At 74.0% G+C, this 23,312-nt stretch carries 23 protein-coding genes; 15 read left to right on the forward strand and 8 right to left on the reverse strand.

The window, feature by feature from the left end; genetic code table 11:
* The first annotated feature begins 46 nt into the window (after positions 1-46).
* The 3 genes from AB0C78_RS35995 to AB0C78_RS36005 all read left to right on the forward strand — a co-directional run bounded on the left by AB0C78_RS35995 (position 47) and on the right by AB0C78_RS36005 (position 2,816).
* Positions 47-1,240, forward strand: a complete 1,194-nt coding sequence (locus AB0C78_RS35995; protein WP_360756963.1) for a PAS domain-containing sensor histidine kinase — start codon at positions 47-49, stop codon at positions 1,238-1,240.
* 146 nt (positions 1,241-1,386) lie between these two features.
* Positions 1,387-2,415, forward strand: coding sequence for an SDR family oxidoreductase (locus AB0C78_RS36000; RefSeq protein WP_360756965.1), 1,029 nt, complete (start codon positions 1,387-1,389; stop codon positions 2,413-2,415).
* 41 nt (positions 2,416-2,456) lie between these two features.
* Positions 2,457-2,816 carry an STAS domain-containing protein gene (locus tag AB0C78_RS36005; protein ID WP_151541227.1) on the forward strand — a complete coding sequence of 120 codons (360 nt, stop codon included), beginning with the start codon at positions 2,457-2,459 and terminating at the stop codon, positions 2,814-2,816.
* 116 nt (positions 2,817-2,932) lie between these two features.
* Here AB0C78_RS36005 and AB0C78_RS36010 read toward each other — a convergent pair whose 3' ends face one another.
* From AB0C78_RS36010 to AB0C78_RS36020, 3 genes are read right to left on the reverse strand one after another with little or no spacing between them, the layout of a single operon-like run.
* On the reverse strand, positions 2,933-4,252 hold the full coding sequence (locus AB0C78_RS36010) for a cytochrome P450 (protein WP_360756968.1): 1,320 nt from the start codon (positions 4,250-4,252) through the stop codon (positions 2,933-2,935).
* Positions 4,249-4,455, reverse strand: a complete 207-nt coding sequence (locus tag AB0C78_RS36015) for a ferredoxin (protein WP_208252354.1) — start codon at positions 4,453-4,455, stop codon at positions 4,249-4,251. Before AB0C78_RS36015 ends, AB0C78_RS36010 begins: the two co-directional genes overlap by 4 nt.
* Entirely contained in the window at positions 4,452-5,093 is a 642-nt protein-coding gene (locus AB0C78_RS36020) for a TetR/AcrR family transcriptional regulator (RefSeq protein WP_360756971.1), read from the reverse strand. Before AB0C78_RS36020 ends, AB0C78_RS36015 begins: the two co-directional genes overlap by 4 nt.
* A 136-nt stretch (positions 5,094-5,229) precedes the next feature.
* Here AB0C78_RS36020 and AB0C78_RS36025 point away from each other — a divergent pair, with 136 nt between their 5' ends.
* Positions 5,230-6,699: an MFS transporter gene (locus tag AB0C78_RS36025; RefSeq protein WP_360756974.1), complete on the forward strand. Its 1,470-nt coding sequence runs from the start codon at positions 5,230-5,232 to the stop codon at positions 6,697-6,699.
* A 29-nt stretch (positions 6,700-6,728) separates the two neighbouring features.
* Here AB0C78_RS36025 and AB0C78_RS36030 read toward each other — a convergent pair whose 3' ends face one another.
* Positions 6,729-7,733, reverse strand: a complete 1,005-nt coding sequence (locus tag AB0C78_RS36030) for an oxygenase MpaB family protein (RefSeq protein WP_360756976.1) — start codon at positions 7,731-7,733, stop codon at positions 6,729-6,731.
* Positions 7,734-7,827: 94 nt separating this feature from the next.
* Here AB0C78_RS36030 and AB0C78_RS36035 point away from each other — a divergent pair, with 94 nt between their 5' ends.
* Positions 7,828-8,445, forward strand: a complete 618-nt coding sequence (locus tag AB0C78_RS36035) for a TetR/AcrR family transcriptional regulator (RefSeq protein WP_360756979.1) — start codon at positions 7,828-7,830, stop codon at positions 8,443-8,445.
* 74 nt (positions 8,446-8,519) lie between these two features.
* On the opposite strand, the gene AB0C78_RS36040 is transcribed toward AB0C78_RS36035, so the two are convergent.
* Both AB0C78_RS36040 and AB0C78_RS36045 read right to left on the reverse strand, forming a co-directional pair.
* The gene (locus tag AB0C78_RS36040) at positions 8,520-9,596 is read right to left on the reverse strand and encodes a membrane dipeptidase (protein ID WP_360756981.1); all 1,077 of its coding nucleotides are present in this window, start codon (positions 9,594-9,596) and stop codon (positions 8,520-8,522) included.
* Complete coding sequence (locus AB0C78_RS36045; protein WP_360756983.1) at positions 9,586-10,944, reverse strand: amidohydrolase family protein; 1,359 nt, start codon at positions 10,942-10,944, stop codon at positions 9,586-9,588. Before AB0C78_RS36045 ends, AB0C78_RS36040 begins: the two co-directional genes overlap by 11 nt.
* A 154-nt stretch (positions 10,945-11,098) precedes the next feature.
* Between AB0C78_RS36045 and AB0C78_RS36050 the strand changes: the two genes are divergently transcribed.
* The 7 genes from AB0C78_RS36050 to AB0C78_RS36080 all read left to right on the forward strand — a co-directional run bounded on the left by AB0C78_RS36050 (position 11,099) and on the right by AB0C78_RS36080 (position 18,490).
* Entirely contained in the window at positions 11,099-11,863 is a 765-nt protein-coding gene (locus AB0C78_RS36050; protein WP_360756985.1) for an IclR family transcriptional regulator, read from the forward strand.
* The gene (locus tag AB0C78_RS36055) at positions 11,856-12,809 is read left to right on the forward strand and encodes a hypothetical protein (protein ID WP_360756987.1); all 954 of its coding nucleotides are present in this window, start codon (positions 11,856-11,858) and stop codon (positions 12,807-12,809) included. Before AB0C78_RS36050 ends, AB0C78_RS36055 begins: the two co-directional genes overlap by 8 nt.
* A gap of 262 nt (positions 12,810-13,071) precedes the next feature.
* Positions 13,072-14,937, forward strand: coding sequence for an ABC transporter ATP-binding protein (locus AB0C78_RS36060; RefSeq protein ID WP_360756990.1), 1,866 nt, complete (start codon positions 13,072-13,074; stop codon positions 14,935-14,937).
* A 133-nt stretch (positions 14,938-15,070) separates the two neighbouring features.
* The gene (locus AB0C78_RS36065) at positions 15,071-15,808 is read left to right on the forward strand and encodes a PIG-L deacetylase family protein (RefSeq protein ID WP_360756993.1); all 738 of its coding nucleotides are present in this window, start codon (positions 15,071-15,073) and stop codon (positions 15,806-15,808) included.
* The gene (locus AB0C78_RS36070; RefSeq protein ID WP_360756995.1) at positions 15,805-16,503 is read left to right on the forward strand and encodes a 4-carboxy-4-hydroxy-2-oxoadipate aldolase/oxaloacetate decarboxylase; all 699 of its coding nucleotides are present in this window, start codon (positions 15,805-15,807) and stop codon (positions 16,501-16,503) included. The genes AB0C78_RS36065 and AB0C78_RS36070 overlap by 4 nt, the downstream gene beginning before the upstream one ends.
* Complete coding sequence (locus tag AB0C78_RS36075; protein WP_360756997.1) at positions 16,500-17,552, forward strand: 4-oxalomesaconate tautomerase; 1,053 nt, start codon at positions 16,500-16,502, stop codon at positions 17,550-17,552. The genes AB0C78_RS36070 and AB0C78_RS36075 overlap by 4 nt, the downstream gene beginning before the upstream one ends.
* A complete protein-coding gene (locus AB0C78_RS36080; protein WP_360756999.1) occupies positions 17,549-18,490 on the forward strand; it encodes a catechol 2,3-dioxygenase in 942 nt (313 codons plus the stop codon). Before AB0C78_RS36075 ends, AB0C78_RS36080 begins: the two co-directional genes overlap by 4 nt.
* Before the next feature lie 11 nt (positions 18,491-18,501).
* Here the strand turns inward: AB0C78_RS36080 and AB0C78_RS36085 are convergent, their stop codons facing one another.
* Positions 18,502-19,281 (reverse strand): DUF1932 domain-containing protein, encoded by a 780-nt coding sequence (locus tag AB0C78_RS36085; protein ID WP_360757002.1) that lies wholly within the window; start codon positions 19,279-19,281, stop codon positions 18,502-18,504.
* Between the two features lie 98 nt (positions 19,282-19,379).
* Here AB0C78_RS36085 and AB0C78_RS36090 point away from each other — a divergent pair, with 98 nt between their 5' ends.
* Both AB0C78_RS36090 and AB0C78_RS36095 read left to right on the forward strand, forming a co-directional pair.
* Positions 19,380-20,057: a GntR family transcriptional regulator gene (locus AB0C78_RS36090; protein ID WP_360757004.1), complete on the forward strand. Its 678-nt coding sequence runs from the start codon at positions 19,380-19,382 to the stop codon at positions 20,055-20,057.
* Positions 20,058-20,233: 176 nt separating this feature from the next.
* A complete protein-coding gene (locus AB0C78_RS36095; protein ID WP_360757007.1) occupies positions 20,234-21,355 on the forward strand; it encodes a 5-methyltetrahydropteroyltriglutamate--homocysteine S-methyltransferase in 1,122 nt (373 codons plus the stop codon).
* A 39-nt stretch (positions 21,356-21,394) separates the two neighbouring features.
* Here AB0C78_RS36095 and AB0C78_RS36100 read toward each other — a convergent pair whose 3' ends face one another.
* A complete protein-coding gene (locus tag AB0C78_RS36100; RefSeq protein WP_360757010.1) occupies positions 21,395-22,057 on the reverse strand; it encodes a GntR family transcriptional regulator in 663 nt (220 codons plus the stop codon).
* A gap of 66 nt (positions 22,058-22,123) precedes the next feature.
* Between AB0C78_RS36100 and AB0C78_RS36105 the strand changes: the two genes are divergently transcribed.
* Positions 22,124-23,311, forward strand: coding sequence for an acyl-CoA dehydrogenase family protein (locus AB0C78_RS36105; protein ID WP_360757013.1), 1,188 nt, complete (start codon positions 22,124-22,126; stop codon positions 23,309-23,311).
* Position 23,312 lies beyond the last annotated feature (1 nt).

The following is a 23,312-nucleotide window of genomic DNA, read 5'->3' on the forward strand; positions in this document are numbered from 1 at the left end:
GCCCGGGGCTTCCCGGCCTTTTGCCCTGACCGGATAGATATGGAGGGTGGCCGAGATCGACCTGTCTGCGGTCTTCGACGCGATGCCCGTCGGTTGCGCGGTGCTGACGAACGACCTGCGGTACGTGACGGTCAACCGCGCCTACGAGCGCCTCGCGGGACAGCCGCGGGAGCGGCTCCTCGGGCGCCACTTCTACGAGATGTTCCCCGGCGGCCCCGGCGGGCACCGCATCTCCGACGTCCGGGCGTCGCTGGAGCGGGTGGCGGCGGAGGGCGAGACCGAGGTCATGCCGCTGCTGCGTTACGACGTGGAGAGGGCCGACCGGCCCGGGGACTACGAGGAGCGGTACTGGAGCGTCCGCAACGCTCCGCTCTTCGACTCCGCCGGCAGGGTCATCGCCCTCATCCACCGGGCGGAGGAGGTGACCGCGTACATCAAGCAGCTGCATCAGGGCCACCCGTCCGGGGAGCCGGCCGCGGCCCGGGTGGAGGCGGTCGAGGCCGAGCTGTTCGCCCGCGCGCGCGAGCTTCAGGACGTCAACCAGCGGCTCCACCAGGCGCAGGAGGAGGAGCGGCGGGCGAACGCCGCGATGCGCGACGCCCTGCGGCGGCAGCAGCAGGCCGTCGCCGACACCTCGCACGACCTGCGCGGGCCGCTCACCGGCCTGCAGACCCGCCTGCAGCTCGCCCTGACCGATCCCGAGGCCGACTCCCAGGAGGTCCTGCACGCGGCGCTGCACGACGCCGACCGGCTCGGCGAGATCGTCACGGACCTGCTGGAGCTGGCACGGCTGGAGGCCGGCGCGCCCGTCCAGACCGAGACCGTGGACCTGGCGCGCCTCGTGGAGGACGAGCTGGCCGGCCGCGAGCCCGACGTGGCGGTCGCGACCCGGCTGGAGCGCGGGCTGCTGGTGCGGGGCTCGGCGATCCGGCTGGCGCGGCTGCTGGACAACCTCGTGTCCAACGCCGAGCGGCACGCGGGCAGCCGGGTGGAGGTGCGGCTCAGCTGCACCGACGGGCACGCCGTCCTGGAGGTCCTCGACGACGGTCCGGGCATCCCGCCGGGCGAGCGGGAGGCGGTCTTCCGCCGGTTCTACCGCCGTCCCGACGCGCGCAGCCGCGAGCCGGAGGGGACCGGCCTCGGGCTCGCGATCGCCCGGCAGATCGCCGGCGCCCTGCACATCGCCGACCGGACGTCCGGCACCTGCATGGTCGTGCGGCTCCCCCTCAGCCCCGGATAGCCGCCGCCCCGGAGCGACCGCTCCCCCGGCGGGCGAACGCGCCCGGAGCACCGCGGATCCGGGCGGACGCGGCGCCGCGCCGCGTTACGGACGCGTCTGTGCGGGCAATGCTGCCGTGTGCCGACGGATCCGGTTGGAGGGCCGCGATGAAGTACGGGATCGACAGGGACAGCGTCGTGGTGATCACCGGCGCCAGCGGCGGCATCGGCCGTGCCACCGCGCGCGTGTTCGGCGAGCGCGGCGCCAGGGTCGCGCTGCTGGCGCGCGGCGAGGAGGGCCTGGACGGCGCCGCCGCGGACGTCGAGAAGGCGGGCGGGCGCGCGCTGCCGATCAGCGTGGACGTCGCGGACCACGTCGCGGTCGAGAAGGCCGCGCAGCGCGTCGAGGACGGGTTCGGCTCCATCGACGTGTGGGTGAACGTCGCGTTCTCGTCGGTGTTCGCGCCGTTCTGGGAGATCGAGCCGGACGAGTTCAAGCGCATCACCGAGGTCACCTACCTCGGCTACGTCAACGGCACCCGGGCGGCGCTGAAGCGGATGATGCCGCGCGAGCGCGGCGTGATCGTCCAGTGCGGGTCGGCGCTGGCCTACCGGGGGATCCCGCTGCAGAGCGGGTACTGCGGCGCCAAGCACGCCGTCCAGGGCCTGCACGACTCGCTGCGGGCCGAGCTGCTGCACGCGTGCCCCGGCGTGAAGGTGACGATGGTGGAGATGCCGGGCGTCAACACCCCGCAGTTCAGCTGGGTGCTGTCGCGGCTGCCGCGCCGCGCGCAGCCGGTCCCGCCCATCTACCAGCCGGAGATCGCGGCGGACGCGCTGCTGTACGCGGCGGAGCATCCGCGGCGCCGCGAGTACTGGGTCGGCGGGAGCACGGTCGGCACGCTCATCGCGAACAAGTTCGCCGCCGGGCTCCTCGACCGCTACCTGGCGCGGACCGCGTTCTCGTCGCAGCAGACCGAGCAGAAGCGCCCGCCGGACCAGGCCGCGAACCTGTGGGAGCCCGCCGACGGCACCGGCGGCCGCGACTACGGCGCGCACGGCCGGTTCGACGAGGAGGCCCACCCGCACAGCCCGCAGCTGTGGGCGGCGAAGCACAAGTACCTGGTCGGCGCGGCGACCGCGGGGGCGGCCGCCACGGGGGCGGCGGTGGGCGCCGCCAGGCTGCTGCGCCGATGATCCCCTAGGGTGCCCGAGGGGAACGATCGGAGGGTGAGCGCATGGGGGCCGCTGATGGGGCGCCGGGCGACGGCGCGAGTTTCGGGGTCGCCGAGCACGCGGGCTGGACGGTGGTGACGGTCGCGGGAGAGCTGGACCTCGCCACGGCCGGGACGCTGGACGAGCATCTGTCGAAGGCGATCGGCGCGGAGGGGCGGCCGCGGGTCGTCGTCGACGTCACCCGCATGACGTTCTGCGACTCGTCGGGGCTGAACGTCCTGATCCGGGCGAGCAAGCGGATCGCCGCGATGCGCGGCCGGTTCGTGCTGGTGCGGCCGACCGAGCGCGTCCGCAACGTGCTGCGGGTCACCGGGCTGGAACGCGTCTTCGACATCCGCGACGAGCTGCCCGAGGCCGGCTGAACGGAACCCGGTTCGGCGAGCCGCCCGGGCCGGAGCGAGCGGTCCGGGCGCGGCGAGCCGCCCGGCCGGGGTGAGCGGGTCCGGGCGCGGCGGGTGGCCGCGCCCGGACGGGCGGGTCAGCCGATGCGAAGGGGCAGCGTGCGGGGGCCGCGGACCTGCCCGGCGGCCCACGTCACCGCCGACGGGTCGTCGAGGGTGAAGCGCGGGAACCGTTCGAGCCAGACCTCCAGGGCGACGCGCAGCTCCATGCGCGCCAGGTGCGAGCCGACGCAGCGGTGGATGCCGAGCCCGAACGCGGCGTGCCGGTTCACCTCCCGGTCGATGACGACCTCGTCGGCGCGGTCGAACTGCTCGGGGTCGCGGTTGGCGGCCGGGAACGACAGCAGGATCCAGTCCTCGGCCTTCATGTCGGCGCCGCGCCAGTGCATGTCCTGCTTCACCAGCCGCGCCATCGTCACCGGGGCGTAGGCGCGCAGGAACTCCTCCATCGCCGTCGGCAGCAGCTCCGGCTCGGCGACCAGCCGCTCCAGGTCGGCCGGCGTCTTCGCCAGATGCCACAGCGACGCGCCGATCGCGCTCCACGTCGTGTCGATGCCCGCGATCAGCAGCAGCGCCATCGTCCCGGACACGTGCGACGGGTCGAGCTTGCGGCCGTACAGCTCGGCGTTGATCAGGTAGGTCGTGAGGTCGTCACGCGGGCGGTCGACGTGGTCGCGGATCTGGTCGAGGAGGTAGTCGAACAGCTTCTCCATCCGCGCGATGCGCTCGTCCGGCGGCCGGTTGACGCCCTCCAGCGCGTTCTCGACGAACTCGCGGAACTTCGGGCCGTCCTCCGGCGGGAACCCGAGCATGTCGGCGATGACCCGCATCGGGATGTGCTGGGCGTAGTCGCGGGCCGCGTCGACGACGTCCCCGTCCCGCTCCAGGCCGTCGATGAGGGCGTGGCAGAACGCGCGGGTCGCCGGCTCCAGCCGCGAGACGGCCGTCTTGGTGAAGGCCGGCAGCAGCAGCTTGCGCGCGTCGTGGTGGAACGGCGGGTCGGACGAGATCGGCGGCACCCCGCCGACCGGCGCCGCCTCCAGCGGCGGGCGGAAGTTGCTCATGACGATCGACCGGGACGAGAACCGCTCGGTGTCGTAGGCGATCGCGCTGACGTCCTCGTAGCGGGTCGGCAGCCAGCCGCCGCCGAACCGGCCGGTGTGCGCGATCGGGCAGCGCCGCCGCAGGTCGTCCTGGATCGGGTAGGGGTCGGCGGCCCATTCGGGTTCCATGTGGGAGAAGTCGGTCGCCCAGTCCGCCACGGGGCCGGTGACGACCTCGTTGCGGGTGCCGAGCGGGCGGCTCTCGCGCATCTCCTCGAAGCCCTGGGTGAACCGGTCGTCGCCGGTGCTCGCCCCGGTGGCCGCCCCGGTTGTCGTCTCGCCGTCGGTGGTCATGCCTCCGCCTCCTTCACGACGGTGATCGCGCGCTCGGGGCAGTTGGCCGCCGCGCGGCGCGCGTCCTGCTCCCCGTCCGCCGGGACGGTCCCGTCGCCGAGGACGGTGCCGTAGCCCTCGTCGTCCTCGCCGAACAGGCCGGGGGCCAGGTCGTAGCAGCGGCCGTGCCCCTGGCAGCGCCCGGGATCGATCCGCACCTTCATCGCGTTCCTCCTGTCTCCGCTTCGGGACCCGCCGCTTCCCCCGGCGCGGGGCGGGCCGGTGCGAAGGCCGCGACGACGCGGGTCAGCAGCGCGGACCACTCCTCGTCGCCGACCCCGTGCATCTCCGGGGGGACCAGCACGCTGCCCATCGCCAGCAGCAGGCAGAAGTGCGCGATCGCGTTCGGCGACAGCGCCCCGTCCATCTCCCCGCCGGCCTGCGCCGCGCGCACCAGCTCTTCCAGCACGGCGGCGCGCTCGTCCATGTAGTCGTGCATCGGCCGGGCCACGTCGGCGTCCCGGCGGGCCGCGACGAGCGCCTCCACGACGAGGTGGCCGCGCGCGTCCCGGCGCTTCGGCAGCCACCGCCCGATGATCAGCAGCGACTCGGTGATCGAGCGTTCCGGGTCGGCGGCGACGAGCTCGGCGAGCATCTGCCGGCCGTGCGTGCGCAGCGCCGCCACGAGCAGCTCGCCCTTCGAGCCGAAGTGCGCGTAGAGCGCGCCGTTGCTGACTCCGGCGGCATTGGCGATGTCGGCGACGCGCGTGCCGTCGTATCCGCGCTCGGCGAAGACGTCGGCCGCCGCGCGCAGCAGCCGCTCCCGCGTCTCTGCCGCCGTGACGCCAGCGATCCGGCCCATGGACGGAATTAAAAGACCGTTCATTCAGTACCGTCAAGGGCTAGATTCTCGAATCGAGTTCTAGTATCAAGATCTAGAAAGAGGTTCGTTCGCTCGTCGGTCGGGAGGCCCGCATGGGCGTTGCCGGCGCACCCGCGTGACCGGGACGACGCCCGCCGTCCGCCGCCCGGAGCCCGCCGCCGGACGGCCCGGCGACCCGTGGTGGACGCTGTCCGCGGTGAGCATGGCGAGCGTGCTGACCGGCCTCGGCGGCAACACCCTCAACGTCGCACTGCCGTCGGTGGTGCGGCACTTCCACGCCGGGCCGCTCGCCGCGAACTGGATGCTGCTGGCGTTCATGCTGGCCAGCACCGTCCTCATCGTGGTGTTCGGGCGGTTCGCCGACATGTTCGGCCGCCGGGCGATGTACCTGTCCGGGCTCGGCGCCTACACCCTGGCGAGCCTGCTGCTCGGCTTCGCGCCGACCGCCTGGACGGTCGTGGGCCTGCGCGTGCTGCAGGCCGCGGGCGGCGCGATGCTGCTGGCCAACAGCGCCGCCATCGTCACCGACGCGTTCCCCCGCGAGCGGCTCGGCCGCGCCATGGGCGTCTACACCGCCTCGTTCTCCATCGCGCAGCTCGCCGGGCCCACCCTCGGCGGCTACCTCACCGACGCCTTCGGCTGGCGCTGGGTGTTCTGGTACAACGTGCCGTTCGGCGTGCTGTGCCTGCTCTGGGGCGCCGTCGCGCTGCGGCCCGTGGAGGCGGCGTCCCGCGAGCGCGGCGTCGACCTGCCCGGCAACCTGCTCGTCCTCGCCGGGCTCGGCGGGCTGCTGTTCGGGCTCTCGCAGGTCAACGACCGGGGATGGGGCAGCCCGGTCGTGCTCGGCGGCATCGCCGTTTTCGCGGTGCTGCTGCCGGTCTTCCTCGCGGTCGAGCGCCGCTCCGCGCGTCCCGTCGTCGACATCGCCCTGTTCCGGGACGGCCCGTTCGCGCTCGGGCTGCTCGCCACGTTCCTCAACGCGACCGCGCGGATGGGCGCCGTCGTGCTGCTCGCGCTGTTCTTCCAGTCCGTGCAGGGCGACGACCCCGTCACGGCCGGGCTCAAGGTGCTGCCGATGTCGGCGGTCGCGGTGCTGGCGTCCACCGGCGCCGGCTTCCTGGAGAACCGCGTCGGCGCCCGGACCATGACGGTCCTCGCCACCGCGCTCACGACGCTCGGGCTGCTCGAACTGCTGGCCGTGCTCGGACGCGGCGTCCCGTACGCGCCGGTCGCGGCGGGCCTGATGCTGCTGGGCGCCGGGTCGGGGACGTTCCTGCCCTCCAACGCGACGGCGCTGCTGAGCGGCCTGCCGTCGCACCGGCTCGGCGTCGTCAACGCGATGCGGCTGATGGTGCAGAACACCGGCATCGTGGTGAGCACCGCCCTGGCCTTCTCGATCATCGCGGGGCCGGTGCCGGCCGCGCTGCGCGCGCACGTCTTCGCAGGGGACCTGTCGCGGGTGTCGGGGCAGGGCGTCCAGCAGCTCGTCGTCGGCTACCGGTACGCGCTGGCCTGCATGGCGGCGCTGTCCGCGCTCGCCGTGCTGGCCTGCCTCGGCACCCGCCGCGCGGAACGCTCCCGCTAGACGCGGGCGCGCCGGCGAGGCGCCGCCCGCTACGCGATGGCCTCCACTTCCTCGCGGGTCAGCGCGGGGTCGGGCGCGGACGGCGCGGTCACCGCGACGGGGGCCGACGTGCCGCCCGCCACCCGGGCCTGCGCCTGCCGGAACTCCGGCAGCGGGCCGGTCGCGTCGTACAGCCCGTTGAGCGCGAGCCACAGGGCGCTGCGGCGCATGCGCAGCACCAGCGGGTTCGGCCGCTGGTAGAGCGCCAGCTTCTGCGCCCATTCGGGGAGCATGTCGCGGGCCGCCCAGTCCATGAACGGGCTGCCGGGCTCCCACGGCTTGGTGCCGTTGCCGCGCAGGTTCGGGCCGGTCCCGAACGCCTTGATCGGCGTGACGGCCAGGCGCGGCAGGTAGGACTCCAGGCACTCGGCGACCTCCGCCTTCGTGGCGGGCAGGTCCGTGCCGCCGAGCGCCTCCCCGACCCGGACGAACTCGCCGTAGTAGCGCTCCAGGTCGGCGCCGCGCAGCGGCTTGCGGTGGTAGCGCTCGTGGGCCCTGGCGAGCCCCCACACGACTGTGGCGTAGTTCCAGCGCAGCCAGTCGGGGTCGTCGGCGTCGTACGGCAGGCCGTCCGGACGGGTGCCCTTCACGGTGTGGTGCATCGCGCGGACGGTGCGGGCGAGCCGCTCGGCGGTCGCCGTGGAGCCGTAGGCGGTGCCGATGAAGAACGACAGCGAGTGGCCGAGCCGGACGGCGGCGCCCTCCGGGTCGATGCCGCCGGTCGGGACGCCGTCCACCCGCTCGGGGATGCGGGAGTGGTCGTAGGCCATCCAGCTGATGCTGGGGTCGAGGCCCTCGATGTAGGCGGCGCCGACCAGGCCGAGGACCAGGGTCGGCAGGTGCGAATGGACGTACCAGACCGCGCTGTCCGGGCCGAACCAGCCCGGGTCGCCCTCGGGTCCGGCGAAGTCCAGGCCCCGGAAGAACCGGGACCGGATCTCGGCGTCGAAGGCCCGCTCGAAGCGTGCCGCGAGGATGTTCGTCCTGGGTGCCATCCCGGCGCTCCCGTCAGAGTCTGGATACGACTGTGTCCAGACTCAGCGTAAGTGTTTGGGTACATGCGTGTCCAGACTTGGTATCGTGGCCGCCATGGCGAACGCCCGGACGGCCGCGAACACCCGGTGGGCCGGGGTCCCCGCCGCCCGGCGCCGGGACGAGCGGCGCGACATGCTCGTCCGGGCCGCGTACCGGCTGTTCGCCGCGGGCGGCGAGGCGGCGCTGGCCGTCCGCGCGGTGTGCCGCGAGGCCGAGCTGCACACGCGCTACTTCTACGAGAACTTCGCCGACACCGCCGAGCTGCTCGCGGCCGTGTACGACCAGCAGGCCACCGCGCTCGGCGCGGTCCTCGCCCGCGCGGTCGAGGACGCCGGCCCGCGCCCCGATGCGCGCACCCGCGCGGGCATCCGCGCCGTCCTGCGGTTCATCAGCGACGACCCGGGCCGCGGGCGCGTGCTGTTCGCCGAGGCGCGCGGCAACGAGATCCTCGCCGCCCGCCGCCGCGCCGCGCAGACCGCGCTGCTGGAGGGCGTCCTCGCGATGACCCGCGACCAGGACCCGCCGCTCCCGGTCGTCATCGCCGCCACCATGTTCACCGGCGCCATGACCGAGCTGGCCCAGCAGTGGGCCGACGGCCGTCTCGGCACCGACCTCGACGCCGTCGTCGACGGCGCCGTGAACCTCTCCCTCGCCCTGCACCGCGCCGTCTAGCCGGGCCGCGGTCCAGCCGGGCCGCGGTCCAGCCGGGCCGCGGTCCAGCCGCGTCGTGCGCGGCCCGGCGGGCGTCAGGCTCCCCAGACTTCCTTCGCGTAGTTCAGGAAGTTCAGGCCGAGGATCTTCTCGATCCGGGTCGAGGAGAAGCCGCGCTCGTCCAGCAGCCGCGCCAGCTCCCGGAACTGGCCGGCGCCGCGCAGGTCGACGACGAACGGGAAGGTGTCGGCGCGCTCGCCCGCCGCGGACGCGCCCGCCGCCTGCCGCTGGGCCACCTGCTCGGCGAGCCGTTCCCGGTAGGCGTCCAGATCGTCGATCGCGGTGATCGCGCCGTCGGTGCCGATGCCGACGTGGTCCTCGCCGCAGACGTCGACCGCGTGCGCGATGTGCTCCACCACGTCCGCGGCCGTCGCGTGGCCGGTGGCGTTGACGAACGGCATGAAATAGATGCCGACGAACCCGCCCTTGGAGGCGACCAGGCGGAGTTCCTCGTCGGTCTTGTTGCGCGGCAGGTCGACCAGCGCGCGGCAGCCGGTGTGGTTGATCGAGACGGGCTGCGCGGACACCCGCGCGGCCTCCAGGCACGTGCGCTCGCCGCTGTGCGAGAGGTCCACCATGACGCGCTGCTCGTTGAGGGCCTCGACGACCTCGCGTCCGAGCGGCGTCAGGCCCCGGTTGCCGGGCGCCATCGAGCCGTCGCCGATCCGGTTCGCCTGGTTGTAGGTGAGCTGGACGATCCGCACGCCGAGGCCCGCGAACTCGGCGACCCGCTCGGGGCGGTCCTCCACGGCGGCGGCGTTCTGGAAGCCGTAGATGATGCCGATCTTCCCCTGCCGCTTGGCCTCGGCGATGCCGGCGGCGCTGTCGATCCGCATCAGGTCGCGCGGGTGGGCGGCGATGATCGCGTCCCAGGTCCGGATCTCGTCCAGGGTGTGCCGGTAGGGCGGGAAGTCGCCGAGCGTGTAGCCGAGCGTCACGTTGATGGCGGTCACGCCGGACGCGTGCGCGTCCGCCAGTGCGCGCTCGTTGATCGACAGCTGGGCGCTGGTCGGGGCGAGGGAGCCGGAGGCGGCGGCCGACGCGGGCGCGTTCGGGTCGTCCAGCTCGCCGAGCGCGTTGATGACGATGAAGTCCTCGATGTCAACGCCCATCGGGCGCTCCCTTCCGGTCGCCGGCCGCCGGCCGGTCGTAGTCGGCCCGGTCGTGGCGCCGGCCGCGCTTGACGGTGGTGACGATGCGACGCAGGTGGTCGATGTCCTCGTACGGGTCCGCCTCGACGATCATGAGGTCGGCCTGCTTGCCCGCTTCGACGGTGCCGACTGTGTCTTGGAGCCCGATGGCGGCCGCACCGGCGGCGGTGGCCGCGCGGATCGCCTCGTGCGGCGGCATCCCCATCGAGCGGACGAGGTGGCGGAGCTCGTCGTGGAGCGCCGGGTACGGATCGCTGGGCGCCGTCTCGTAGTCGGTGCCGGCGCAGATCGTGACGCCGGCGTGCCGCGCCCGGTCGATGAGCCGTCTCAGCACGCGCGGAGCGAGCTCGGCCGCGCCCGGCGCGCTCGACGGCATCCGCGCGACGAGGCTGGTGGTCGCGTCGAGGATCGTCCCGCGCCGGCGCATGTCGTCGAGGAGGGGGTCGAGGGCGTCGGCCGGTGCGTCGAGGAACCGCCGGTAGGCGTCCGCGAGGTGCTCGCGCTGCCGCCGGTACGACGGGGGCCGGTCGCCGGACAGCTCGTGGACGAGCATGTGGACGTGGGACACCACGTCGACGCCCGCCGCGACGACCTCGCCGGGCATGGCGGGGAACACGGCCGCGTGCGCCCACACGAGCATGCCCTGGCGGTGCGCCTCCGCGGTGATGCGGGCGACCAGCGCGGCGTCGAGGTCGGCGTAGATCTTGATCGCTACGGCGCCCGTGCCGCGCGCCGCCGCCACGGCCAGCGGCAGGTCGGTGTCCTCGCCGACCGCCTGCATCCAGGGCACGGCACCGGGCGCCGCCCCCTGCGTCACCTGGTGGGTGCGGGGGTCCTCGAAGAACCCCGGGCCCGCCATCAGCGCCGCGCAGTGGACGGCCGGGCCGGGGATCTCGCCGACCAGCGACGCCCGCGCGAGGTCGGCCATCTGCCGCAGGTCGCCCGCCATCTCGCGGATCGCGGTGACGCCGCCGTAGACCTGCCGCCGCATCATCGCCTCGGCCTGCGCGCGGTTCGGCGGGGTCGACAGGTGCTGGTGGGCGTCGATCAGGCCGGGGAGCAGGAACGCGCCCCGCACGTCGACGGTCTCGGCGCCGGGCGGCCCTGACGGACCGAGGTCGGCGTCGGGGACCACCGCCTTGATCACCGGGCCGTCCGTCACGACCGCCATGCCGTGCCGGACGGGGCCGCCGGTCCCGTCGATCAGCGAGACACCGCGGTAGGCGGTGACCTGGCCCGGCTCGGGGGCGGCGAAGGGGGCGGGGGCCGGGTCGTTCTCCGCGACCGGGGGCGCGTCCTCGTCCGTCATGGCGATCGCGGGGTCTCCGTTCTCGATCCTGCGCGGCCGGATACAGGGGCCGCGACCAGGAATGTTACCTACAATGAAACAACTGTTGTGATACTGACAACGTCTGTTAGGGTGCCCCAAGATCGGTCATCCGTCCAGCGACCGGGGAGGGACGTTGCCCAGACCGGCCGGCTCCGCCGTCGACAAGGCCCTGGACCTCATCGAGTCCACCGCCCGGGCCGACCGCCCGCTCCGCCTGACCGAGCTGGCGAACGAGACGGGCATGCACCGCGCCACCGCGTACCGCATCCTGGTCGACCTGGTGCGGCGCGGCTGGATCATGCGCAGCGAGGACCGCTACCTGCCGGGGCCGGTCGTCCTGCGCTTCTCCCAGGCCGCCGCCGCGGGCTCGCTGGCCGTGCTCGGCCGGCCCGTGCTGCAGTCGCTCGCCGACCGGACGGGGATGATGGTGAACCTGCAGGTGCTCGAGCCGGAGGGCGGCCGGGTGATCGACGCCGTCCGCCCGCCGCGGCTGGCGATGTTCACCGACCTGCTCGGCGAGCTGCTGCCGGTCCACACGTTCGCCGGTCCCCTCGCCCTCGTCTCCGCGCTCGACGAGCCCGCCCGCGTCCCGTACCTGCGCGCCGCCGAGCGGCAGGGGCATCCGCCGTCCGGCCGGGCCGGGCTGCTGGCGGACATCGAACGGACCCGGCGCACCGGCTTCGCGCTGCAGCGCGGGCGGAACGACGAGGTGATCGCGTCGCTGAGCCGCGCCGTCCTCGCCGGCGGCGGCCGTCCGCTGTGCGCCATCACCGTCGTGGGGCTGGACAGCGAGTTCGACGACCCCGCGCAGGCCGAACTCCAGGAGCACCTCGCCGCCGCCGCGGCGGAGCTGGAGCGCGCGCTGGCCGGACCGGGCGCGGGAGCCGGCCATGACTGACCCGGCGGACGGCGTCCTCGTCCTCGACCGGACACAGACCAGAGCGGCCGCGCGGCCGGAGGCGGTGCTGGAGGCGGTGCGCACCGCCCTCGCCGCCGTCGCCGCCGGCGAGGTCTCCGCGCCGCCGCGCGTCGCGGCACGCTCGGGGCGCGGCCTGCTGGGCGCGATGCCGGGCCACGTGCCGGGGCTCGGGCTGTCGGCGAAGCTCGTCGCGGTCTTCCCCGGCGCCGCGCCGGGCGGCCACGGCTCGCACCGCGGCATCGTCGCCCACTTCGACCCCGCCACCGGACGGCCGCTGGCGATCATGGACGCCGAGGCGGTCACCGCGGTGCGGACGGCCGCCGCCGCGACCGTCGCGATGCGCGCGCTCGCCCGGCCCGGCGCGTCCCGGATCGCCGTGATCGGCACCGGGACGCAGGCGCGCGCCCAGATCGAGCTCCTCGCGCCGCTGGACGGGGTGGACCTCGTGGTCGGCGCGCGCGACCTGGGCAAGGCGGAACGGCTGGTCGCGGGCCTGCCCGGCGCGTCGGCGGCCGGGATCGAGGCGGCGGTCAGGTCGGCGGACGCCGTCTTCTGCTGCACGTCCAGCCGGGAGCCGGTCCTGCGGCGCTCGTGGCTGCGCGACGGCGCCCACCTCAGCTCGGTCGGCGGGTCCGACGGCCCGGAGTTCGACGCCGAGACCCTCGGGGCCTCGTCGCTGTTCGTCGAATGGCCCGGTGCCGTGACCGAGCCGCCCCCGGCCGGCGCGTGGGAGCTGCAGGGGACCGACCCGGCCGCCGCGCGGCTCATCGGCGACGTGCTCGCCGGGAGGCGTCCGGGCCGCCGCTCGGACGCGGAGCTGACGCTCTTCAAGTCCACCGGCCACGCCGCGCTCGACGTCGCGGCGGCCTCGGTGGTCTACCGCGCCGCCCGCGAGCGCGGGCTCGGGATCGCCGTCGACCTCTAGCCGGGGCGGCGGCGCCGCGGCCCGTCCCGCCACATTCGGATGGACGGCCGGCGCATAAGAGTCGTCCCGTTTCGGGGTGTCATCCTCCGCGGCCGGTACCGCGCGGAAGGGCGGCGGGCGCCCCTCTCCCCCGCTTTCGACGTGCGCCCGGCGGTGCTCCTCCTCGTTTTCGGAACGCAGCCGGCGCCGTCCGGAGAAAAGCGTTCGCCCGTCCCGGAGGGTTCGGGGCAGCATGAGGGCCGCGGCGGCGTGGGAGGGGCGCGTGGTTCTGCCAGGAGCACGGAACGGTTCGCAGGACGGCCCGGCGCCTCGCAGGAGAGCGGTCCTGCTGGCGTTGCGGTACTACGGCGCCGCCCTGCGCCGGCACTGGCGGGTCTCGGTCCCGGCGGTGACCTTCCCGGCCCTCGGCAACACGTGCCTCTACTACCTGACGCCGCTGGTGGTGGCCGCCCTCATCGGGCACCTCGCCGGGAGCGGAGGCGGCGGCCTCGGCGTGCTCCTGCCCTTCCTGCTCGGTTTCGCCGGCCTGATGCTGGCGGGCGAGGGGTTCTGGCGAGTAGGCCTGCACTGCATCAACCGGACGGAGGGCCGGGGGATCGAATGGCTCGGCATCGTCGGCATGGACGAGCTGCTCGCCAAGGAGACCGCGTTCTTCCACGACAACTTCGCCGGCGCGCTCACCAAGCGGATCCTGAACTTCTCCAGCGGGTTCGAGGACTTCACCGACACCCTCGCCTTCTCGATCATGGCCAACGTGATCCCGCTGTCGTTCGCCTCGGTGGTGCTCTGGCGGTTCCACCCGGTCCTCGTGCTGGTGCTCGTCGGGATGATCGTCCTGACCGGCCTGCTGGTCGTCCCGCTCATCCGCCGCCGGCAGGCGCTGGTGGACGCGCGCGAGGCCGCGAAGGTGCGGGTGTCGGGGCACGTCGCCGACGTGGTGAGCAACATGGAGACGGTCCGCGCGTTCGCCGCCGAGGAGCGGGAGGCCGCGGAGTACCGGGCCCGGGTGGTGGAGCAGCGGCGGCTGTCGCTGCGCTCCTGGGACTACGCCAACCTGCGCGTCGACATGATCGTCGCGCCGATGTCGGTCCTGACGAGCGTCCTCGGCCTGCTGGCCGCGGTGGCGCTGCGCGGCGGCCTCGGGGTGGAGGCCGTCGTGGTGACGTTCACCTACTACACCAACGCCACCCGGATCATGTTCGAGTTCAACCAGGTCTACCGGCGGATCGAGAGCACGCTCACCGAGGCCGCGCAGTTCACCGAGCTGCTCCTCGCGCCGCCGGCCGTCGTGGACCCGCCCGACCCGGAGCCGCTGCGCCCGGACGGCGCGTCGGTCCGCTTCGAGCGGGTGCGCTTCGCGCACGGCGGCGGCCCGCCGCTGTTCGACGGGCTGGACCTGGAGATCCCCGGCGGCGCCAAGATCGGGCTGGTGGGCCGGTCCGGCGGCGGCAAGACCACCCTCACCCGGCTGCTGCTGCGGCTCATGGACGTCGACGGGGGACGCATCCTGGTCGGCGGCCAGGACATCGCGCGGCTGCGCCAGACCGACCTGCGCGGCCTGATCGCGTACGTGCCGCAGGAGCCCGCGATGTTCCACCGGTCGGTGCGCGACAACATCGCCTTCGCCCGGCCGGGCGCCACCGAGGAGGAGGTCCTGCGGGCCGCGCGGGCGGCGCACGTCACCGAGTTCACCGACGGCCTCCCGGACGGGCTCGGCACGCTGGTCGGCGAGCGCGGCGTCAAGCTCTCCGGCGGCCAGCGGCAGCGCGTCGCGCTCGCCCGCGCCATCCTGCGGGACGCGCCGATCCTGCTGCTGGACGAGGCGACCAGCGCCCTCGACTCCGAGAGCGAGATCCTCGTCCAGGAGGCGCTGTGGCGGCTGATGCGCGACCGCACCGCGCTGGTCGTCGCGCACCGCCTGAGCACGGTCGTGCGGATGGACCGGCTGGTCGTCCTCGACCGCGGGCGGGTCGTCGAGCAGGGCTCGCACCGGGAGCTGCTCCAGGCGGACGGCGCGTACGCGCGGCTGTGGCACCACCAGTCCGGCGGCTTCCTCACCGAGGACGAGGCCGACCCCGAGACCGATCGCGAGCCCGGCGACGAGACCTTGGACCGCCGTCCGGCGTGAGCGCGGCGGCGCGCGGCGCCCTCACCCCGGCACGATAAGCGCCAGAATTGTTGACAATTTGGGCGACAGGTTTCAGGATCGTGGTGGTCGACCCTGCTTCGGGGGTGTTCCGCGTGTCGATGGAGGAATCTGGATGAGCACCGATGCCGTCGGTCCGCTGCTCGTGGTGAGCGCGCACGCCGGTGATTTCGTGTGGCGGGCGGCGGGGGCGATCGCGCTGGCCGCCGAGCGCGGGGACCGGGCGAAGGTGGTGTGCCTGAGCTACGGCGAGCGCGGGGAGTCCGCGCGGGCCTGGCGCGAGGGCAAGGGCCTGGACGAGATCAAGGCGCTGCGCCGCGGCGAGGCGGAGGCCGCGGCGGCCGAGCTGGGCGCCGAGATCGAGTTCCTGGACGCCGGCGACTACCCGCTGCGGGAGACGCCCGAGCTGGTGGACCGCCTCGTCCGGATCTACCGGGAGGTCGAGCCGTCGGTGGTGCTGACGCACACGCTCGCCGACCCGTACAACGGCGACCACCCGGCGGCGGCGCGCATGGCGATGCAGGCGCGGGTGCTGGCGCAGGCCATCGGGTACGAGGCGCCGGGTGAGCCGCTGGGCGCGCCGCCGGTGTTCTTCTTCGAGCCCCACCAGCCGGAGCAGTGCGAGTTCAAGCCGGACGTGCTGCTGGACATCACGCCGGTCTTCGAGCGCAAGCGCAAGGCGATGGAGTGCTTGCCCGCACAGGTGCACATGTGGGAGTACTACACCGACCTGGCGAAGCGGCGGGGCGTCCAGCTGAAGCGGAACGCGGGCCCGAACCTGGGCCTCCCCCACGAGACGATGGCCGAGGCGTACGTCCGCGTGTACCCGCAGACGACGGGGGTGCTGGCGTGAGGACGGTCGTGGTGACCGACCCGCCGCGCGCGGACGCCGCGCTGGTCGACGAGCTGGGCGGCTTCGGGGTCGCGACCGTCCACGAGGCGATGGGACGGACCGGCTACCTCGGCCCCGGCATCCGGCCCGTCCACCTGGGCGCGCGGATCGCGGGGACGGCGGTGACGGTGCTGTCGTGGCCGGGCGACAACCTGATGATCCATGTCGCGGTCGAGCAGTGCCGTCCGGGCGACGTGCTGGTGGTCGCGACGACGTCGCCGTCCACCGACGGGATGTTCGGGGAGCTGTTCGCGACCGCGCTGCAGTACCGGGGCGTGCGCGGGCTGGTGATCGACGCCGGGGTCCGCGACGTCGCCGACCTGCACGCGATGGGCTTCCCGGTGTGGTCGGCGGCCGTCAGCGCGCAGGGGACGGTGAAGGCGACGCCGGGCGCGGTCAACATGCCGGTGACCATCGGCGGGCAGGTCGTCAGGGCGGGCGACGCGATCCTCGCCGACGACGACGGCGTGGTCCGCGTGGCGCGCGAGAAGGTCGCGGACGCGGTGGAAGCGGCGCGCGCGCGAGAGGAGAAGGAGCGCGCGACCCGTGCGGCGTTCCAGAAGGGCGAACTCGGGCTCGACCGCTATGGCCTGCGCGAGCGGCTGCCCGGCATGGGCATCGAGTACGTCCCCTACGGCGAGTACGGCGAGTCATGAGCACCGGGATCCGCTGCATGATGATGCGGGGCGGGACGTCCAAGGGCGCCTACTTCCTCGCCGCCGACCTGCCCGCCGACCCCGCCGAGCGGGACGACCTGCTGCTGCGGGTCATGGGCACGCCGGACCCCCGGCAGATCGACGGGATCGGCGGCGCGCACCCGCTGACCAGCAAGGTCGCGGTCGTGTCGCCCTCGCAGCGACCGGATGTCGACGTCGAGTACCTGTTCCTGCAGCTCGGCGTCGAGGAGCCGACCGTCTCCGACAAGCAGAACTGCGGGAACCTGCTCGCCGGGATCGGCCCGTTCGCGGTCGAGCGCGGCCTCGTCGCTGCCGGTCCGCGGCGCACCGCCGTGCGGATCCGGATGGTCAACTCCGACAGCATCGCGACCGCCGAGTTCGCGACGCCGGGCGGCGCCGTCGACTACGAGGGCGACACCGCGATCTCGGGGGTGCCCGGGACCGCCGCCCCGATCGTCCTGAGCTTCGAGGACACCGAGGGGTCGGCCTGCGGCGCGCTGCTGCCGACCGGGAACGTCCGGGACGTCGTCGACGGCGTCGAGGTGACGTGCGTCGACAACGGGATGCCGGTCGTGGTCGCCGCCGCGTCCGATCTCGGCGTCACCGGCTACGAGGACCCCGCCGACCTGGCGCGCCTCGGCGACCGGATCCAGTCGCTGCGGCTCGCCGCCGGGAAGCTGATGGGCCTCGGCGACGTCGCGGAGGCGTCCGTTCCGAAGACCACGCTGGTGGCGCCCCCGCGCGACGGCGGCGCCATCTGCACCCGCACGTTCATCCCGCTGCGCGTGCACGCCTCGATCGGCGTGCTCGGCGCCGTCACGGTCGCGACCGCGCTGCTCATGGACGGCGCGGTCGGCCACGACCTCGCCCGCCTCCCGGCGCGCGGCGCGCCGATGGGCATCGAGCACCCCACCGGCCGGCTGGACGTGGAGGTCGAGCTCGACGGCGCGTCCGTGCGGCGGGCCGGCGTCGTCCGCACCGCCCGCAAGCTCTTCGACGGAACCGTCTTCCCCCGGAGGTCCCTTTGATCACGCATGAGATCGCGCACGTCGGGAGCGTCGAGCTGCTGACGCCCGTCCCGGACGAGAGCCTGCGGTTCTTCACCCGCGTCATGGGCCTGACCGAGGTGGGCGCCGAGGGCGACTCGGTGTACCTGCGGACGTGGGACGACTACGAGCACCACACGCTCAAGCTCACCGCGCACAGCACGTCGGGCATCCGCCGCACCGCGCTGCGGACGTGGTCGCAGGAGGCACTCGACCGGCGGGTGAAGGCGATCGAGGAGGCGGGCCTCGGTGTCGGCTGGCGCGACGGCGACCCCGGCATCGGCCCGACCTACGTGTTCCGCGACCCGGACGGCCACGAGCTGGAGCTGTACTGGGAGAGCGAGTGGTTCGACGCGCCGGCGGAGCTGAAGCCGGCGCTGAAGAACCAGGCGCAGGCGTACCCGGCGCGCGGCGTGTGCGTCCGCCGCCTGGACCACGTGAACTTCCTGTCCGCCGAGGTCGAGCCGAGCACAGAGTTCCTGATCGACGCCCTGGGCGGCCGCACGACCGAGCAGATCCAGCTCGACAGCGGCGACATCGCCGGACGCTGGCTGCACTTCACCAACAAGTCCTACGACATCGTCTACACCCGCGACCGGACCGGCGCCAACGGCCGGCTGCATCACATCGCGTTCGCCACCGACACCCGTGAAGACATCCTGCGCGCCGCCGACATCTTCCTCGACAACGGCGTGTTCATCGAGACCGGCCCGCACAAGCACGCCATCCAGCAGACGTTCTTCCTGTACGTCTACGAGCCGGGCGGCAACCGCATCGAGCTGTGCAACCCCTGCGCACGGCTCGTCCTGGCACCCGACTGGAAACCGATCACCTGGACGGAGGCGGAGCGCGCCAAGGGCCAGGCGTGGGGCCTGAAGACCATCGAGTCCTTCCACACCCACGGCACCCCGCCCCTCTGACCCGCGGCCGGTCAGGGCGACAGGCGGCGGAGCAGGTCGCGGGACGCGGCGGCCATCGTCGGCGGGACGTCGAGTTCGGTCAGCATGTCGGCCGCCGCGGCCATCTCGGCGGCGCGGCGGACGGCGTGCCGGTGCGTCCCGGCGACGAGGCGGTCCACGGTCGGCCCGCCCGCCGCGGCGAGTTCCTCGACGATGTTGCCGCGCAGCCAGTCCTCGCAGCCGGCCGCGCGCGCCGCCTCCAGCGCCTCCACGACCGACGCGGCGAGGCCCTTGAAGAAGACGCTGCGCAGCAGCTTGCGGGTCGCGGCGGCGCCCGCCTCGGCGTCCATCACCTCGACGGACGCGCCGAGCCCGGTGAGGATCGACGCGGCGTCCGCCGCCGCGTCGCCGCTGGCCAGCATCGGGGTGAACAGCCCGCGGCCGGGCACCGGCGCCATGATCGCGATGTCCGCGAACCGCACGCCGGCCGCCGCCGCGGTCGCCGCCAGCTCCCGCTTGAGGCCGGGCGAGGCGGTGTTCATATCGGCCCAGACGGCGGTGCCCGCGCCCGGGATCCCGGCGCGCAGCGCGGCCGCGGCGTCGTGCGCGCTGTTCACGCTGAGCACCAGGTCGGCGCCGGCGGCCGCGTCCGCCTCGCCGGTGGCGGCGGCCGTCCCGTCCGGGGCCGCGACGGCCGGGTCGTAGGCGCGGACGGCGGCGCCGGCGGCGACCAGGTCGCGCGCGATCGCCCCGCCGGCCTCGCCCAGCCCGAGCACGGCGACGACCGGCGTCCGCCCGGTACCCTGCGACATTCCGCCTCCTCGACCGCGGTGGCGCGGCCCCGCCGCTAGACTGAGGGTCGCACCAAAATTGGCGACAATATCTTCGCACGGGTTCCACGGGAGGAACAGTGCCGACAGCCGACGACCAGGACACCGGCCGCCCGGTGGCGACCGGCATCCGGGAGGCGATCCTCTCCGGCGAGTTCGTGCCCAACCAGCGGCTGGTCGAGGCGGACCTCGCCGAGCGGTTCGGCGCGAGCCGCGCCGCGGTCCGCGCCGCGCTGCTGGAGCTGGCCAACGAGGGGCTGATCGAGCGGGTGCAGAACCGCGGCGCCCGGGTCCGCGCGATCTCCCTGGAGGAGGCCATCGAGATCAGCGAGCTGCGCATGGTGATCGAGGGGCTGTGCGCGGCCAAGGCCGCCGAGCGGGTCACCGAGGACGGCGCCCGGCTGCTGACCGAGATCGCCGACGACATGCGCGCCGCCGTCGCGTCCGGCGACGTGTTCGGCTACTCCCGGCTGAACGAGCGGCTGCACCGCGAGATCCGCGAGATCAGCGGCCAGCGCACCGCCGCCGAGGTGCTGGAGCGGCTGCGCGCGCAGAGCGTCCGGCACCAGTTCAAGCTGGCGATGCACCCCGGCCGCCCGGCGGTGTCGCTGCCCGAGCACCTGGCGATCATCGACGCGATCCGCGCCCGCGACCCCGAGGCCGCCGAGCGGGCCGCCCGCGAGCACCTGCGCAGCGTCATCCGCACCCTCCCCGAGGCGGACCGCAGCCGGCCGCACGGCAACGGCCTCGCCCCCTGACCCCGACCGGCCGGCCCCTTGCCCGGCAGACCCCCTGCCCCGGCCGACCGCCGCGCGGCGTGTGATCGCGGCCGGTCAGAACCGATCCTGGGCGCCCGATTGATCGCCGTCGCGGGAGTGCCTAGATTTGGCGGTGGAGCCCGTTCCGGCAGCACCGTCTCGGTCAGGGAGCCGCCATGTCCCCGCGAACCCGCCCGCCCTTCCGCGCCGACCACGTCGGGAGCCTGCTGCGCCCGGCCGACCTGCTGGCCGCGCGCGACGACCACGCCAAGGGCCGCATCGACGGCCGGCACCTCGCCGAGGTGGAGGACGCCGCGATCCGCGACGCGGTCGCGATGCAGCGCCAGGCCGGCCTGCGGACCGCCACCGACGGCGAGTTCCGCCGCACGTCCTGGCACATGGACTTCATCTACCGGCTCGGCGGGATCAGCCCCGCGGACGAGCAGATCAAGGTCAGGTTCCGCAACGAGTCCGGCGACCTGGAGTTCAGCACCGCCGCGCTGCGCGTGCACGACCGGGTCCGCCTCGACGAGACGATCTTCGCCGACCACTTCCGCTTCCTGCGCGACGCGGCGGGCGACGGCGTCACGCCGAAGCTGACGATCCCGTCGCCGAACATGGTCCACTACCGCGGCGGGCCCGCGGCGATCGACCCGGAGGTGTACCCGGACATCGAGGAGTTCTGGTCCGACCTGGCCGCCGCGTACGCCGAGCAGGTGCGGCGGATCGCCGGTCTCGGCTGCCGGTACCTGCAGCTCGACGACACGAGCCTCGCCTACCTCAACGACCCGAAGCAGCGCGCGATGATCGCCGAGCGCGGCGACGACCCCGACCACCTCCACCTGCGCTACATCCGGCAGATCAACGCGGCGCTGGCGGGCCGTCCCGCGGACCTCGCCGTCACCACGCACATGTGCCGGGGCAACTTCCGCTCGTCGTGGACGGCCGAGGGCGGCTACGACTTCGTCGCCGAGGCGCTGTTCTCCGAGCTGGACGTGGACGGGTTCTTCCTGGAGTACGACGACCCGCGCTCCGGCGGGTTCGAGCCGCTGCGGTTCGTCCCGCCCGGCAAGACGGTCGTGCTGGGGCTGGTCACGACCAAGCGCGGCGAGCTGGAGTCGAAGGACGAGCTGAAGCGCCGCATCGACGAGGCGGCCCGGTTCGTCCCGCTGGAGCAGATCTGCCTGTCGCCGCAGTGTGGGTTCTCCTCGACCGTCGAGGGGAACGTGCTCACCGCGGACCAGCAGTTCGCCAAGCTGCGGCTGATCGCGGAGACCGCCGAGGAGGTCTGGGGCTGAGGCCCCGGCCGGGCGGGGGCTGAGGCCCCGGCCGGGCGGCTAGGCGGGCTCGGGCATGAGGTGTTCGAGGGCGGTGACGGCGTGCGCGCGGTGCACGTCGAGGACGCGGACGGCCTCGTCGGCGTCCCCGGCGCGCAGCGCGGCGAGGGCCGCGCGGTGCTCGCCTATGACGCGTTCGCGGTTGACGCCCTCGCCGTAGTAGATGGAGCGGTAGGCGTCGGTGGCGTCCCACAGCGTGCGGATGAGCCGGACGAGGCGCGGCATGCCGGCGCATTCGTAGAGCGCCATGTGGAACGCCCGGTTGGCCGCGGCCATCGCGAGGACGTCGCCGGCCTGCGCGGCGCGTTCCACCTCGTCCTCGGCGCGGTCGAGTGCGGCGAGGTCGGCGGCGGTGACCCGGGCGGCGGCGCGGCGGACGGCCTCCTCTTCCAGGAGGGTGCGGATCCGGTACACCTCGCGCAGGTCGTCCAGGGACAGCTCCTCGACGTAGTAGCCGCGGTGCGCGCGGTAGGTGACCAGGCCCTCGCCCTGCAGGGTCTTGAGCGCCTCGCGCAGCGGGACGCGGCTGACGCCGAACTCCTCGGCCACCACGTCCTGCCGGATCGGCGCGCCCGGGCGGAGCCGGCCGGTGGTGATGGCGCGGCGCAGCTCGTCGAGGACGAACTGCTGGGCCGTCGGCGGCCGCCGGTGCTGCACGGTCATCGGGTCACCATCTCACGCGGAGGGCACTGGATCACGGATATTGGATCCAATACTAGACTTCCGCGCATGACGACCTCACCGCGCGACCGGACCGTCCACCCCACCGCCCTGTTCGGCATCGACGGGCTCCTCAGCGACGAGGAGCGCGAGATCCGCGCCACCGTCCGCAGGCTCTGCGACAAGGAACTGCGCCCCCACCTGCCCGAGTGGTTCGACAAGGGCGGCATCCCGGCGCGGGAGCTGGCCAGGCAGTTCGGGTCGATCGGCGTGCTGGGCATGCACCTGGAGGGGTACGGCTGCGCGGGGATGGGCGCGGTCTCCTACGGCCTGGCCTGCCTGGAATTGGAGGCCGCCGACTCCGGGCTGCGCAGCCTGGTGTCGGTGCAGGGCTCCCTGGCGATGTTCGCGATCTGGAAGCACGGCAGCGAGGAGCAGAAGCAGCGGTGGCTGCCCGCGATGGCGCGCGGCGAGGCGATCGGCTGCTTCGGCCTCACCGAGCCCGACTTCGGCTCCGACCCGGCCGGGATGCGGACCCGCGCCCGCCGCGACGGCGCGGACTGGATCCTGTCCGGCACCAAGATGTGGATCACCAACGGGTCGGTCGCGGACGTCGCGGTCGTGTGGGCCCGCACCGACGACGGGATCCGCGGCTTCCTCGTCCCCGCCGGCACCCCCGGCTTCCAGGCCCGCGACATCGAGCGCAAGCTGTCGCTGCGCGCCAGCGTGACCAGCGAGCTGGTGCTGGACGAGGTGCGGCTGCCCGCCGACGCGATGCTGCCCGGGGCGCGCGGCCTGTCCGGGCCGCTGAGCTGCCTGAACGAGGCGCGCTTCGGGATCGTGTTCGGCGCGATCGGCGCCGCCCTGGACTGCCTGGAGACCACCATCGACTACGTCGGCGAGCGGCGGGTGTTCGACCGCCCCCTCGCCTCGTACCAGCTCACCCAGCAGAAGCTCGCCGACATGACGCTGGAGGCGGGCAAGGGCCTGCTGCTGGCCATCCACCTCGGCCGCCTCAAGGAAGCCGGGACGATCACGCCCGAGCAGGTCAGCGTCGGCAAGCTCAACAACGTCCGCGAGGCCATCAACATCGCCCGCACCTGCCGCACCCTCCTCGGCGCCAACGGCATCACGCTCGAATACCCCGTCATCCGGCACGCCGCCAACCTGGAGTCGGTGCTGACCTACGAGGGCACCTCCGAGGTCCACTCGCTGGTCATCGGCCGCGCCCTCACCGGCGAGTCCGCCTTCCAGTAGG

Source organism: Actinomadura sp. NPDC048394 (assembly GCF_040651755.1).
Taxonomy (GTDB): Bacteria; Actinomycetota; Actinomycetes; order Streptosporangiales; family Streptosporangiaceae; genus Spirillospora; species Spirillospora montaniterrae.

Bases quoted from the DNA above. Each gene is read 5' to 3' on its own strand.
- AB0C78_RS36000 (WP_360756965.1), top strand. From the start codon at position 1,387: ATGAAGTACGGGATCGACAGGGACAGCGTCGTGGTGATCACCGGCGCC.
- AB0C78_RS36005 (WP_151541227.1), top strand. From the start codon at position 2,457: ATGGGGGCCGCTGATGGGGCGCCGGGCGACGGCGCGAGTTTCGGGGTC.
- AB0C78_RS36010 (WP_360756968.1), bottom strand. From the start codon at position 4,252: ATGACCACCGACGGCGAGACGACAACCGGGGCGGCCACCGGGGCGAGC.
- AB0C78_RS36015 (WP_208252354.1), bottom strand. From the start codon at position 4,455: ATGAAGGTGCGGATCGATCCCGGGCGCTGCCAGGGGCACGGCCGCTGC.
- AB0C78_RS36020 (WP_360756971.1), bottom strand. From the start codon at position 5,093: ATGGGCCGGATCGCTGGCGTCACGGCGGCAGAGACGCGGGAGCGGCTG.
- AB0C78_RS36030 (WP_360756976.1), bottom strand. From the start codon at position 7,733: ATGGCACCCAGGACGAACATCCTCGCGGCACGCTTCGAGCGGGCCTTC.
- AB0C78_RS36035 (WP_360756979.1), top strand. From the start codon at position 7,828: ATGGCGAACGCCCGGACGGCCGCGAACACCCGGTGGGCCGGGGTCCCC.
- AB0C78_RS36040 (WP_360756981.1), bottom strand. From the start codon at position 9,596: ATGGGCGTTGACATCGAGGACTTCATCGTCATCAACGCGCTCGGCGAG.
- AB0C78_RS36045 (WP_360756983.1), bottom strand. From the start codon at position 10,944: ATGACGGACGAGGACGCGCCCCCGGTCGCGGAGAACGACCCGGCCCCC.
- AB0C78_RS36055 (WP_360756987.1), top strand. From the start codon at position 11,856: ATGACTGACCCGGCGGACGGCGTCCTCGTCCTCGACCGGACACAGACC.
- AB0C78_RS36065 (WP_360756993.1), top strand. From the start codon at position 15,071: ATGAGCACCGATGCCGTCGGTCCGCTGCTCGTGGTGAGCGCGCACGCC.
- AB0C78_RS36075 (WP_360756997.1), top strand. From the start codon at position 16,500: ATGAGCACCGGGATCCGCTGCATGATGATGCGGGGCGGGACGTCCAAG.
- AB0C78_RS36085 (WP_360757002.1), bottom strand. From the start codon at position 19,281: ATGTCGCAGGGTACCGGGCGGACGCCGGTCGTCGCCGTGCTCGGGCTG.
- AB0C78_RS36095 (WP_360757007.1), top strand. From the start codon at position 20,234: ATGTCCCCGCGAACCCGCCCGCCCTTCCGCGCCGACCACGTCGGGAGC.
- AB0C78_RS36100 (WP_360757010.1), bottom strand. From the start codon at position 22,057: ATGACCGTGCAGCACCGGCGGCCGCCGACGGCCCAGCAGTTCGTCCTC.
- AB0C78_RS36105 (WP_360757013.1), top strand. From the start codon at position 22,124: ATGACGACCTCACCGCGCGACCGGACCGTCCACCCCACCGCCCTGTTC.